Source organism: Burkholderia cepacia complex sp. TUM26381, from assembly GCF_057439935.1.
Genome location: NZ_CM172007.1, coordinates 697596 through 710592, shown reverse-complemented (window position 1 = coordinate 710592; position 12997 = coordinate 697596). Strand labels below are relative to the sequence as shown.

The window sequence follows — 12997 nt, the reverse complement described above, 5'->3', positions numbered from 1 at the left end:
GTTCAATTGCCTCGGCAGCGGCGGCACGCGCCATCGCCGCCGCTCATCCGCAATGCTCAGTCGTACAACACCGCCGCGATCTTCGGATCGTCGATATTGGTCTTGTCGTACCAGTAGAAACCGGTATCGATGACCTTCGGCAGCTTCTCGCCCTTGGTCGCCTTCACGGCCGCCTCGACGGTCTTGTAGCCGATCCCGATCGGGTTCTGCGTGATCGCGCCGGCCATCAGCCCGCTGCGGATCGCATCCTTCTGCTGCTTGCCGGAATCGTAGCCGACGATCACGACCTTGCGCTTCATCTCGCGCACGCCGTTGACCACGCCGATCGCCGAGCCTTCGTTGGTACCGAACAGCCCCTTGAGCTTCGGATACGCCTGCAGGATCGACTTCGTCACCTCGGTCGACTTCAGCTGGTCGCCTTCGCCGTACTGCACGGTCACGACCTGCACCTTCGGGTGCGCCGACTTCATCCGTTCGAGGAAGCCGTCGCGGCGGTCGATGCCGGTGCGGCTCGTCTGGTCGTGCGCGACCACGGCCACCTCGCCTTCGTCGCCGATCAGCGCGGCAAGCTTGTCAGCGGCGAGCGCCGCAGCCGCCTTGTTGTTGGTCGCGGCCGTCGTCACCGGGATGTCGCTGTCGACCCCCGAGTCGAACGCGATCACCGGGATCTTCTCGGCCTGCGCCTTCTTCAGGAGCGGCAGCGCGGCCTTGCTGTCGAGCGCCGCGAAGCCGAGCGCGGCCGGCTTCTTCGCGATCGCGGCCGACAGCATGTCGATCTGCTTGTCGACCATCGCCTCGGTTTCCGGCCCTTCGAACGTCACCTTCACCTTGTAGTCCTTCGCGGCCTGCATCGCGCCCGATTTCACGGCCTGCCAGAACTGATGCTGGAAGCCTTTCGAGATCAGCGGGATATAGGCTTCCTGCGCCTGCGCGCCGGCCGTGACGCCGACGGCGAACGTCAGCCCGACGATCGCATTCAACACCTTGCTCCTGATCACTTCGCGTCTCCTTGGTTGGTCTCTTCTGGATGCCGGCCGGGCCGGCGGTGAAGCGGATGCCTGCGTGCAGGCGGGCGTCAGCGGCGGCGCCGGCGCAGGATGTCGACGTACACGGCGAGGATGATGATCACGCCCGTCACGACCGTCTGCCACTCCTGCGCGACCGACATGATGCGCAGGCCGTTGGTCAGCACGCTCATGATGAACGCGCCGATGATGGTGCCGACGATGCTGCCCGCGCCGCCCGACAGCGACGTGCCGCCGATCACGACGGCCGCGATCGCATCGAGCTCGTAGCCCTGCCCGAGCGCGGGCTGCGCGGAGTTCAGCCGCGACGCGATCAGCAGGCCGGCAATCCCGCACACCGCGCCGCTGAACGTGTAGACGGCGATCTTCCACGCGTCGACGTTCACGCCGGACAGCCGCAGCGCTTCCTCGTTGCTGCCGAGCGCGAACGTGTAGCGGCCGAAGATCGTCCGGTTCAGCACGATCGACGCACCGATCGCGACGAGGAACAGGATCAGCACCGCGTTCGGAATCGGCAGCGCGGGGATCAGGTTGCCGATCAGCGAATCCTGCGCGATCGACGTGAAGCCCGGCGTATCGTTGAAGTAGATCGGCCGCGTGCCCGAGATCACGAGCGACAGCCCCTTGAGCAGCATCATCATGCCGAGCGTCGCGATGAACGGCGGCACCTTCATCTTCGCGATCACGAAGCCCGACACGCAGCCGGACAGCGCACCGAACAGCAGCGCGGCCAGGATCCCGAGCGGCAGCGGCACCCCCCACTTCGTCAGCACGACGCCGGCCATCACCGCGCAGAACGTCATCAGCGTGCCGACCGACAGGTCGATGCCCGACGTGATGATCACGTACGTACACGCAACGGCCAGCACGCCGTTCACGGCGGTGGCCTGCAGGATCGACACGAGGTTGTCGACTTCGAGGAAGTTCGGCGACGCGAAGCTGAAGAACACGATCAGCAACACGAGGCTCGCGAATGCGAGCAGCTTCTGCCGCGCGGCCGGGTTGAAGAAGCGCGACTTCAGGCTCGATGCGGCGGCCGGCGTGTCGCCGGAAGCCAGGGGCGGGACGGGATGCGTATCGTTGGACATGATCGGGTAGGCGTCTGAATCGGGACATCAGGACAATACGGTCGACTCGCGCTGCGTCGCGAGCTGCATGATCTTTTCCTGCGTGGCGTCGGCCGCGCGCAATTCGCCGGTCACGCGGCCTTCGCACATCACGAGAATCCGGTGGCTCATGCGCAGCACCTCGGGCAACTCCGACGAGATCATCACGATCGCCTTGCCGTCGGCGGCCAGCGCGTCGAGCAGCTTGTAGATCTCGCTTTTCGCGCCGACGTCGATGCCGCGCGTCGGCTCGTCGAAGAACAGGATGTCGCAGTCGCGCAGCAGCCATTTCGCGATCACGATCTTCTGCTGGTTGCCGCCCGACAGGAGTCGCGCCGGCTGCGTGACCGACGGCGTGCGGATCGCGAGCTGCCGCACGTATGACTGCGCGGTGTCGCGCAACTCGCGCGCATCGAGAAACACGCCGCGCCGCACGAAACGGCGCATGCTCGACAGCGCGATGTTGTTCTGCACGTCCATCCCGACCGCGAGCCCGAAGTGCTTGCGATCCTCGGACAGGTAGCCGATCCCGTGCTTCACGGCATCGGCCGGCGTGCGGATCGTCACGGTCTTCCCGTGCACGCGGATCTCGCCGGCATCGACCGGGTCCGCGCCGAACACCGCGCGCGCGACCTCGGTGCGGCCCGCGCCCATCAACCCCGCGAAGCCGAGGATCTCGCCGCGCCGCAGCGTGAAGCCGACGTCGCGGATCGCACGGCCGCGTGACAGCCCGCGCACTTCGAGCGCGACGTCGTTCGACGACGTATCGGGCGGCGTGCGGGATTCCGTTTCAAGCTGGCGGCCGACCATCATCGCGATGATCGTATCCATCGACGTGTCCGCCATCGGCACCGTCGCGACATACTTGCCGTCGCGCATCACGGTCACGCGATCGGCGATCTGGCGCAGCTCGTCCATCTTGTGCGAGATGTAGATGATGCCGACACCGTTCGCGCGCAAATCGCGGATGATGCGGAACAGCTCGGCGATCTCCGCGTTGTTCAGCGCGGCGGTCGGCTCGTCCATGATCAGCACGCGCGAGTCGAACGACAGCGCCTTCGCGATCTCGACCATCTGCTGCTTCGCGACCGTCAGCCGGCCGACCGGCGTGCGCGGATCGAGATCGAGCCGCATCCGCTGGAAAATCACGGCCGCATCGCGGTTCAGCTTGTCTTCGTCGACGAACACGCAGAAGCGGCCGCGCGGCTCGCGGCCGATGAAGATGTTCTGCGCGACGCTCAGGTGGTTCATCAGGTTCAGCTCCTGATGGATGATGCCGATCCCGAGCGCCTGCGCGGCGCGCGGATCGGCGATCTCCACCGCGCGGCCGTCCATCCGGATCTCGCCGTCGTCGCGCTGGTACACGCCCGCCAGGATCTTCATCAGCGTCGACTTGCCGGCGCCGTTCTCGCCCATCAGCGCATGCACTTCGCCGGCGCGCAGGTCGAAGCGGCAGTCGTCGAGCGCCTGCACACCCGGAAAACGCTTGCCGATGCCGGTCAGCGCGATCAGCGGCGGCGTGGTGTCGGGGTTGAGGTCAGGTTGCATGGATCGCTGCCCTCAACTGATCGCACGGTCGAGATGCGTATAGCCGCCGTCGACGAACAACCACTGGCCCGTCGTGTGCGATGCCCGGTCCGACAGCAGGAACACGGTCGTATCGGCAATCTCGTCGGCGGTCGTGAAGCGTTGGCCGAGCGGCACCTTGCCCGCGATACCGGCGAGCTTCGCGTCGGGATCGTCGAAGCCCGCCAACCAGTTCCGGTACAGCGGCGTCATCACCTCGGCCGGAATCACCGCGTTCACGCGTACGCCGTCGTCGCGCAATGCGACGGCCCATTCACGCGTCAGCGCGAGTTGCGCGCCTTTCGACGCGCAATAGCCGCTCGTATTGCCCTGCCCGGTCACGGCCGTCTTCGACGAGATGTTGACGATCGCGCCGCGCGCCGCCTTCAGGTGCGGCACGCAGTAATGCGCCATCACGTAGTAGTGGATCAGATTGCGCTCGAGCGACGCGACGAACGCGTCGCGCCCGGCATCGAGCCCGATGCTGTCGTTAATGCCCGCGTTGTTGACGAGGCCGTCGATGCGACCGAAACGCGCGAGGGTCTGCGCAACCGCGTCGCGGCACTGCGCGTCGTCCTGCAATTCGACGGACATGCACGCGGCGCGCGGCTGCTTTTGCGCGAGTTCGCGCCAGAACGCGCCGTCGGGCGCGTGGCGCGCGAACACCACCGGTATCGCGCCTTCGCCGGCCAGCCGCATCGAGATCGCGGCGCCGATGCCCGACGCGCCGCCGGTCACGATCACGACCTTGTCTTGCAGATTCAAATCCACTTCGCGTCTCCGTCGTTCATGTTGTCGGCACGCTCAACGCGCGTCAGCCGCGGAACCGGTACTGCTCCAGCGATTCGGGCTTCATCTCGATCGAGAAGCCGGGCGCCGTCGGCGGCATGTACGCCGCGCCGCGCACGACGCACGGTTCGACGAAATGCTCGTGCAGGTGATCGACGTATTCGGTCACGCGCCCTTCCTTCGTACCCGAAATGCACACGTAATCGATCATCGACAGGTGCTGCACGTACTCGCACAGCCCGACGCCGCCCGCATGCGGGCATACCGGCAACCCGTACTTCGCGGCCATCAGCATCACCGCGAGAATCTCGTTCACGCCGCCGAGCCGGCACGCGTCGATCTGCACGACGTCGATCGCGCCGCGGGCGATGAACTGCTTGAACAGCACGCGGTTCTGGCACATCTCGCCGGTCGCGACCTGCACGGGCGCGATCGCCTTGCGGATCTTGCGATGCCCTTCGACGTCGTCGGGGCTCGTCGGCTCCTCGATGAACCACGGCCGCGCGAACGCGAGCTCGCGCACCCAGTCGATCGCCTCGTCGACTTCCCACACCTGGTTCGCGTCGATCATCAGCTTGCGATCGGGGCCGATCACTTCGCGCGCGATCGTCACGCGGCGGATGTCGTCCTCGAGGTTCGCGCCGACCTTCAGCTTCACGTAGTCGAAACCGGCGTCCACCGCCTCGCGGCACAGCCGGCGCAGCTTGTCGTCGCTGTAGCCGAGCCAGCCGGCCGACGTCGTGTAGCACGGGTAGCCGTCGCGCTCGAGCGCCGCGATCCGCGCAGCCTTGCCGGGCGCCTGCCGGCGCAGCAGCTCGAGCGCTTCGTCCGGCGTCAGGCAGTCGGTCAGGTAGCGGAAGTCGATCGCGCGGACCAGGTCCTCGGGGCTCATGTCGGCGACGAGCCGCCACAGCGGCTTGCCGACGGCCTTCGCCCACAAATCCCACACCGCGTTGACGACGGCGCCGGTCGCCAGGTGGATCGCGCCCTTGTCGGGGCCGATCCAGCGCAACTGGCTGTCCGACGTCACGTGCCGCCAGAAGCGGCCCATGTCCTCGCGAATCCAGTCGAGGTCGAGGCCGACGACGAGGTGACGCATCGCGTCGATCGCCGCACAGCAGATTTCGTTGCCGCGCCCGATGGTGAACGTGAGCCCGTGACCCTCGAGCGCGTCCTGGTCGGTTTCGAGCACGACGTAGGCCGCCGAATAATCGGGGTCCGGATTCATCGCGTCGGAGCCGTCCAGCTGGCGCGAGGTCGGGAAGCGCACGTCGAGGACGCGCATCGATCGAATGATAGGCATGACGAACCGTCCGTTAAAGGAAATCAGGCTTGCACGGTGCGCTGGCGTTGCTCGCCGAGCCCGTCGATGCCGAGCGTGATCACCTGTCCGGCGCGCAGATAGACGGGCGGCTTCTGCCCGAGGCCGACGCCCGGCGGCGTGCCGGTCGAGATCACGTCGCCCGGCTGCAGGCTCATGAAGCGGCTCAGGTAGCTGATCAGGTGCGGCACGCGGAACACCATCGTCGCGGTCGTGCCGTTCTGGTAGCGGTGGCCGTCGACGTCGAGCCACAGCCGCAGCGCGTGCGGATCGGGCACTTCGTCGGCCGTCACGAGCCACGGGCCGAGCGGGCCGAATGTGTCGTTGCCCTTGCCCTTGTCCCAGGTACCGCCGCGTTCGAGCTGGAATTCGCGCTCCGACACGTCGTTCACGACGCAATAGCCGGCGACGTGCGACAGCGCGTCGGCTTCCGCGATATAGCGGCCGCCCTGGCCGATCACCACGCCGAGCTCGACTTCCCAGTCGGTCTTCTCCGAGCCGCGCGGAATCTCGACGTCGTCGTTCGGGCCCGAGATCGCGCTCGTCCATTTGCCGAACACGACGGGCTCCTTCGGCACCTCCATGCCCGATTCGGCTGCGTGATCCGAATAGTTGAGCCCGATGCAGATGAACTTGCCGACGCGGCCGACGCACGCGCCGAGCCGCGGCGTGCCGTCGACGAGCGGCAGCGACGACGGCGGAATGTCGCGCAGACGCGCGAGCGACGCGGGGGTCAGTGCGTCGCCGGCGATGTCGTCGATCACGCCGGACAGGTCGCGAAGGTGGCCCTGCGCATCGAGCAGGCCCGGTTTTTCATGGTGTTTGTCGCCAAATCTGAGCAGTTTCATAGCGTCGTCGGAACGGAAACGGAAAGTGAATGGGAAGGCGCGGTCAGTTCGACCAGCCGCCGTCGATCAGATGGATCGCGCCGGTCGTGAACGACGCTTCGTCGGACGCCAGGTACAGCGCGAGCGCGGCCACTTCGTCCGCGCTGCCGATGCGGCCGATCGGCTGGCGCGCGACGAACGCCTGGCGCACCTCGTCGGCCGACAGGTGGCGCGTGCGCGCCTGGTCCGCGATCCGCTGCTCCAGCGACGGCGACTCGATCGTGCCCGGGCAGATCGCGTTGCAGCGGATGCCGCGCTCGACGAAATCGGCGGCCACGGCCTTGGTCAGCCCGATCACGGCCGCCTTGGTCGTGCCGTAGACGAAGCGGTTCGGCACGCCCTTCACGCTCGATGCGGCCGACGCCATGTTGACGATCGACGCACCGCCGGCTTCGAGCATCGCGGGCAGCAGCGCGCGGATCAGCCGGTACATCGACGTGACGTTCAGGTTCAGCGAGAACGCCCATGCGTCGTCGTCGCAATCGAGGATCGAGCCGTGGTGCACGTAGCCCGCGCAGTTGAACAGCACGTCGAATGCGCGTTCGCCCGCGGCGAGCGCCGCGATGTCGTTCGCATCGGTGACGTCGAGCCGCCGCGTGGTCAGCCGGCCGCCCGCGCGTTCGGCGTCGGCCTCGAGCCGCACGAGCGCGGCTTCGTTGATGTCGGTCGCCAGCACGTCGGCGCCCTCGCTCGCGAACCGCAGCGCGGTCGCGCGGCCGATGCCCTGCCCGGCCGCCGTCACCAGCGCGCGTTTGCCCTGCAATCTCATGAGCACGTCTCCCGAAAAAGCCGGCCACCAGTCGGCCGATTGGCACAAAGGACTAAAGGTCCAACCAATCATAGGAAGAGATCGCGCGTTTGTCACGAAATCGCGATTCAGTATTTACCCGAGCGGGGAAATCCGGCGGGTGGGAAAAATCTGGTGCAGGACAGGTCCTGAAAGTCCCATCCGGGATTCGTACAAACCCAATACTGGCGTGCCTCTCAGACAGTTTGTCGTACTTGTTCGGTGCAGCGGCCCCGCCAACCTGACAAAAAAGTCATGTTCACGTCAGGGTCTCAACGGGATGGGCGCGCCATCATGGCATCGCCGGACCGCGCTTTTCAACCATCGCCTCCCCGCCCGCTTTCGATCCCTGCGGGCACCTCCGTCCCCCGGCGATGGACTCCGTGACTGGGCGAGCAGACACGGTGCGCGGGCCGATTTTCCGCCCCGGACTTCCCGTCCGGGGCGTTTTTGTCCGTGGTTTCCAAGAAAATAAGCGTGGATTGTTTCTAAATCGGCAAAAGGTAATTTGAGCCAGACAGGATGTTTTTTCCGGTCACAGACGCTTACATTTAGCGCACCACTCATGGAAACCGCTACGGATTCGCGATCGGGTAGTGACATCCACTGCCAGGGCCGAAACCGCACGAGCTTTAGGAAACGGCAAAATGAAGGCCTCCAAATCCCTGCCTGCGCTCGATCCCGCCGACGTCCACGTCGAAATTCTCGAACGTTCCGATACGCTGCTCGTCGTCCGCTGGGTCGAGCCCGGCCGCTGTCACTACGGTGAACAGCGCTGGCGCCGCCGCTTCGCGCAACGCACCGGCACCTGCGCGCTGTCGCGCCAGGTCATCCATCGCGGCGACGAAGTATTCCGCCCGGCCGAACGCCCGGCACCCGCGAATGCGGCCGCGATGATCTCCGCCGCCGAGGTACTCGCACTGGCCGGAAGCAGGTAAAACCTGCCGGCCCGCGTCCGGGCTCGCCGCGCCACGCCCTGCGCCCGCCCTAGAAGCGCCGGTCTAATTCCCCCGCTTGTCTGTCACGTCCGCCCGCACTATCGTTACACCACTCAATGTAACGATTACGTGCCGCGGCCGATCGGCCGTGCCGATGGAGACAGACATGCATGCATGGAGTGCGCGCCACGTCCCGGCGCAGGGCGGCAAGGTCGCGGTCGTGACCGGCGCCAACAGCGGTCTCGGCTGGCAGCTCGCGGAAACGCTGGCCGCGAAAGGCGCGACGGTCGTGATGGGCTGCCGCGACGCGGCGCGCGCCACCCAGGCGGCCGATGCGATCCGCCAGCTTCATCCCGACGCACGCGTCGAAGTCGATCCGCTCGACCTCGCGGATCTCGCGTCGATCGCCCGCTTCGCGGGCGACCTCTCCGAACGCCACGGCCGCGTCGACATCCTCTGCAACAACGCCGGCGTGATGTTCCTGCCGCTACGGCATACGCACGACGGCTTCGAAATGCAGTTCGGCACCAACCACCTCGGCCATTTCGCGCTGACCGGCCAGTTGCTGCCGGCGTTGCGCGCCGCGCGGCGGGCGCGCGTCGTGACGATGTCGAGCGGCTTCAACCGCGGCGGCCGGATTCGCGTCGACGACCTGCGCGCCGGGCGACGCTACAACCGTTATCTCGCCTATTGCGACAGCAAGCTCGCGAACCTCGTGTTCGCGATCGAGCTGCAGCGCCGCTTCGAGCGTGCGGCGTTCGCGGGGATCAGCGTGGCCGCACACCCCGGCTATGCGGCGACCAACCTGCAGTTCGCAGGCCCCGCGATGGATAGCTCGCCCGCGCGCGCCGCGCTGATGCGGGCGGCGAACCGTTATCTCGCCCAGCCGGCCGACCAGGGCGCGCTGCCCGCGATTCACGCGGCGACATCGCCGGATCTCGCGGGTGGCGCATACATCGGGCCGGCCGGCTGGTTCGAGTCGCGCGGGCTGCCGGCGCCCGCGAGCGTGCCGCGTTCGGCGCGCGACGTGGCCTCGGCGGCGCTGCTGTGGGAAGCGTCGGAAGCCGCGACGGGCGTGCGCTTCCTCAGTTCGGGGGCGCCCGCCGGACGCGCGCCGGGCCGGCCGTTCGATACGGCGGCCGAAGCGCGTTGAACGGCGGATCGCCGGCGTCAACATTCTTCATACTTATTACGCGATCCGAAAAGAAAGCCCGTTGAAAGACTGGTGCGACGCACAACTGTTACCGCCCAGGAAACAATCTATCGTCAAAATCAGCGTTTACCCTGAAGCTCCCGGTGACTAAGATTTGATCAATCGCTTAAGACACGGTGTCGAGAGCGAACTCAATAAAACACCCGGAGGTCACCATGAAATCGCTCGTTTCCGCAGTCGTTGCTGCTGTCGCCCTGTCCGCTTCGTTCGGCGCATTCGCTCAAAGCACCGTGACCCGCGCACAAGTGCGCGGCGAACTGGTCCAGCTCGAACAAGCCGGCTACAAGCCGGGCGTGTCGAGCCCGTACTACCCGAACGACATCCAGAGCGCCGAAGCGCGTGTTCATGGTGCCGACACCAGCGGCTACGGCGCACAGCCGGCTCCGCTCGTCCACTCGGGCGCCCCGGCAGCCACGTCGTCGAACGCACGTGACTCGATCTTCTTCGGCCAGTAAGCCGATGCGCCCTCGGCGGGCGCCGCGCGCCGCGCGATGAAGTACCGCAGTCCGGACGAGCCCCTTCGCGGGGCTCGTCTTGTTTTATGAAACGCATACCTCCGCCGCCCGGCAGCGGGTGGCTTCACCCGGACGCTTTGCGTCCGGGTGCTTTTTCCCGGCGGGTATGCGTGAAGACGCCGTGTGCGCCGATCAGCGCACCGCAGCGACGGCAGGCACCGATCGCGACAGCACACGCCAGCGCGACAGCAGCTCGTCGCGATCGACGTAACAGCCCTGCAGGTGACGCCGGCCCGTCGACGGATCGAACTCGGTGCGCGCATGCAGCACACGCCGGTTGTCGAACGCCCACATGTCGCCCGCACGCAGCCGGCGGTGTACGCGCAAGCGCGGCTCGCGCGCGAGCGCGAGGAACCGCCGGTACGCGCGATAGACGGCCGCGACCGAGCCGGCCGGCGCATCGAGCGGCCCGCGCAGGAAGTTCGCGACTCGCACTTCCGTGACGTTGCCGCGCGCATCGAGCCCGATCACCGGCGCCGAACAGCGGTAGTCGCTGTTCGCACTCTTGTTCCAGAACTCGAACGGCGTCGATGCCAGGTGCTCGAAATCGGCCGGATGCTCGCGCCGCAGCGCATCGGCGAGCGCGAAGCCGTCGAGGAAGATGCTGTCGCCGCCCGTCGCTTCGTTGGCGAGGCAATGCAGGAACTGCACGCCCGGCTGCAATTCGCGCGTCGGCAAATCCGTATGCGGCGGCAGGTTCAGCGACGTATACGCATTGCTGTCCGGACGCGGCTTCGATTCGACGTCGAACAGCACACCGAAATTGCTTTCGCGGATCAGGCCGATGCGGCGCGCGATTTCGTCGACGCGGCCGCGCTCGGCCGGCACGCCTTCGACGAGCGTCAGCCCCGTGCGCTGCAACGCGGCGAGCCACGCAAGCAGCGCACCGTCGTCCTCCATTACGTCGCGCCACGCGAACACGCCGATCGCCGTCGCATCGTCACCGGCCCATACGTGCCGCCCATGCGCGGCCAGACGCTCCGCGCGCGACGCATCGTCGTACGCATGCGCACGCAGCCAGCCCGGCGACCACGCGCTGCGATGCCCGTCGTTCCATTCCACATGCAGCGTGCCGTCGGTTTCGACATGCACGGTGAGCGCCGACAAATCGGCGCGCGCATCGGCAATCTCGAACACCTGTTCGCGCGTGACCGCATGCACGCACGCGGCACACGCGCAGTTGTCGCGCAACCAGTCGAAATGGAACGGCGATCGTCGCGTATCGCTCCACTCGACGTCCACCGCCCCATCGCCGATCGTCGCCGCCGCGATGGCCGCGTCGGCCGAAAACGTCCGCCAGTCCTCGATACGGTGTTGCGCCGCTGTCTGCATCGTTGCCTCCCGGAAACGCCCGCTACGCGTGTGGTGCGAGCAAAAACCCGCCGACCCTCCGGTGCATGCGTGCGGCCTGCGGGCTCGTCCCGAGCGCGCGCCAGCAGCCGTGCACCAGTCCTGCTCCTGTCCAGCCATGCGCGACCCCGCCGGCCGCGCGAATTCGTTCGACGTACACGCGCGCGTCGTCGCGCAGCGGATCGTGTTCCGCGCCGATCGCGAGCACCGGCGGCAGGCCGTCGAAATGCGCCGCCTCAAGCGGCACCGACGCGCGCAACAGCGGGTTGCCGCCCTGCAGCACGTCGGACAAGTCACCGTCCCAATACAGTTCGCGATAGCGATGCACGTCGTCGAGCGTCAGCATCGGCGCGTGCGCTTCCGTTTCGCGTGCGGGCGATTGCGGTTCGAAGCCGAGCATCGGATACACGAGCGCGATGCCGTCAACGTTGCGTTCGCCCGCATCGCGCAGCGCGGTGGCCACGGCCGCCGCGAGCATCCCGCCCGCACTGTCGCCCGCGAGCGTCAACGGATGCGCGCACGGACCGAACGGCCAGCGTGCATCGCGCGCGGCGCGCGTGACTTCGAGGCAATCTTCGAGCGCGGCCGGCGCGCGGTGTTCTGGCGCAAGCCGGTAGTCGACCGCGATCACGTCGAGCCCGGTATCGGCTGCCAGTTGCGCGGTCATCAGCGCGTGACTGTCGAGCGAGCCGACGACGAAGCCGCCGCCATGAAAAAACAGCACCGTGCCGCGCGATGTGCGGTGCACGGACGTGTAGCGCCGCAGTGCAATCGCGCGCCCGTCCGGCGCGTGCCACACGGCGTCCTGCTGCGCGATGCCGGCCGGCAGCGCGGCCGGCGTCCATTCGGCCGCGAAGCGGTCGTAGAGGCGACGCTGCTCGTCGGCCGAGCGCGCCGCCGCATCGGCCGGATACCATGCGTCAACGGCTGCGACGAACGCCGCGATTTCCGGTTCGAGCATCGTGCGCACCCCGCGGGCGAAGATTGAGGATTGAAGGGCGAAGATCGCGGTTAGCGGCGCGGCGGCAACCCGATCACGCGGCCCGCATACGCAGGCGCCGCGCAATCGCGCTGCAACGCATGCAGTTCGGCCACGCGTGCGGCCACGTCGTCGTCGAACGGCGCCGACTTCGCGCCGTCACGCGTATCGACGTGCAGCAGCATCTGCTCGCTCGCCGATACCGCGTCGTCATGCCCTTGCGCAAACAGTTCGAGATACAGGTGCAGCCGCTTCGCATCGTGCGCGAGCACGCGCGCATCGACACGCACCTGCGTGCCTTCCTTGATCTCGTGCAGGTAGTTCACGTGCGCTTCGAGCGTATAGACCGAGCGCCCCCGCTCGCGACGCGCGGTGTCGTCGAGCCCGATGCGATCCAGCAATGCATCGGTCGCGAAGCTGAAGATCAGCAGGTAGAACGCATCGCGCAAGTGGCCGTTGTAGTCGACCCATTCGGGCCGCACCACGTCGCGGTAAATCGTCAGCGGGGTATCGCCCGTCAT

At 67.1% G+C, this 12997-nt stretch carries 13 protein-coding genes; 3 read left to right on the top strand and 10 right to left on the bottom strand.

The features are described from left to right. Nucleotides 1-56: 56 nt before the first annotated feature. The 7 genes from ACWMMN_RS19975 to ACWMMN_RS19945 form a co-directional block, all read right to left on the bottom strand. On the bottom strand, nt 57-998 hold the full coding sequence (locus ACWMMN_RS19975; RefSeq protein ID WP_059239325.1) for an ABC transporter substrate-binding protein: 942 nt from the start codon (nt 996-998) through the stop codon (nt 57-59). Between the two features lie 77 nt (nt 999-1075). Beyond that, the gene (locus ACWMMN_RS19970) at nt 1076-2113 is read right to left on the bottom strand and encodes an ABC transporter permease (protein WP_486423837.1); all 1038 of its coding nucleotides are present in this window, start codon (nt 2111-2113) and stop codon (nt 1076-1078) included. A gap of 27 nt (nt 2114-2140) precedes the next feature. After that, nucleotides 2141-3679, bottom strand: a complete 1539-nt coding sequence (locus ACWMMN_RS19965; RefSeq protein WP_486423836.1) for a sugar ABC transporter ATP-binding protein — start codon at nt 3677-3679, stop codon at nt 2141-2143. A 12-nt stretch (nt 3680-3691) separates the two neighbouring features. Next, nucleotides 3692-4468, bottom strand: coding sequence for an SDR family oxidoreductase (locus tag ACWMMN_RS19960; RefSeq protein ID WP_174992502.1), 777 nt, complete (start codon nt 4466-4468; stop codon nt 3692-3694). A 43-nt stretch (nt 4469-4511) separates the two neighbouring features. Next, complete coding sequence (locus tag ACWMMN_RS19955; RefSeq protein ID WP_486423835.1) at nt 4512-5789, bottom strand: L-fuconate dehydratase; 1278 nt, start codon at nt 5787-5789, stop codon at nt 4512-4514. 23 nt (nt 5790-5812) lie between these two features. Beyond that, nucleotides 5813-6655, bottom strand: a complete 843-nt coding sequence (locus ACWMMN_RS19950; RefSeq protein ID WP_174992503.1) for an ureidoglycolate lyase — start codon at nt 6653-6655, stop codon at nt 5813-5815. A gap of 43 nt (nt 6656-6698) precedes the next feature. After that, complete coding sequence (locus tag ACWMMN_RS19945) at nt 6699-7463, bottom strand: SDR family oxidoreductase (protein WP_059239314.1); 765 nt, start codon at nt 7461-7463, stop codon at nt 6699-6701. 665 nt (nt 7464-8128) lie between these two features. Here ACWMMN_RS19945 and ACWMMN_RS19940 point away from each other — a divergent pair. The 3 genes from ACWMMN_RS19940 to ACWMMN_RS19930 all read left to right on the top strand — a co-directional run bounded on the left by ACWMMN_RS19940 (nt 8129) and on the right by ACWMMN_RS19930 (nt 10087). Then, the gene (locus ACWMMN_RS19940) at nt 8129-8419 is read left to right on the top strand and encodes a DUF3331 domain-containing protein (protein ID WP_006484717.1); all 291 of its coding nucleotides are present in this window, start codon (nt 8129-8131) and stop codon (nt 8417-8419) included. 166 nt (nt 8420-8585) lie between these two features. Beyond that, a complete protein-coding gene (locus tag ACWMMN_RS19935; RefSeq protein ID WP_486423834.1) occupies nt 8586-9572 on the top strand; it encodes an oxidoreductase in 987 nt (328 codons plus the stop codon). Nucleotides 9573-9787: 215 nt separating this feature from the next. Beyond that, nucleotides 9788-10087 carry a DUF4148 domain-containing protein gene (locus ACWMMN_RS19930; protein WP_059239310.1) on the top strand — a complete coding sequence of 100 codons (300 nt, stop codon included), beginning with the start codon at nt 9788-9790 and terminating at the stop codon, nt 10085-10087. A gap of 192 nt (nt 10088-10279) precedes the next feature. On the opposite strand, the gene ACWMMN_RS19925 is transcribed toward ACWMMN_RS19930, so the two are convergent. Genes ACWMMN_RS19925 through ACWMMN_RS19915 form a run of 3 tightly spaced genes read right to left on the bottom strand, consistent with a single transcriptional unit; the run spans nt 10280 to nt 12997 of the window. After that, nucleotides 10280-11479, bottom strand: coding sequence for a TauD/TfdA family dioxygenase (locus ACWMMN_RS19925; RefSeq protein ID WP_059239308.1), 1200 nt, complete (start codon nt 11477-11479; stop codon nt 10280-10282). A 22-nt stretch (nt 11480-11501) separates the two neighbouring features. Further along, the gene (locus ACWMMN_RS19920; RefSeq protein ID WP_340624647.1) at nt 11502-12458 is read right to left on the bottom strand and encodes an alpha/beta hydrolase; all 957 of its coding nucleotides are present in this window, start codon (nt 12456-12458) and stop codon (nt 11502-11504) included. A 50-nt stretch (nt 12459-12508) separates the two neighbouring features. Continuing rightward, nucleotides 12509-12997 (bottom strand): thioesterase family protein, encoded by a 489-nt coding sequence (locus ACWMMN_RS19915; protein ID WP_059239306.1) that lies wholly within the window; start codon nt 12995-12997, stop codon nt 12509-12511.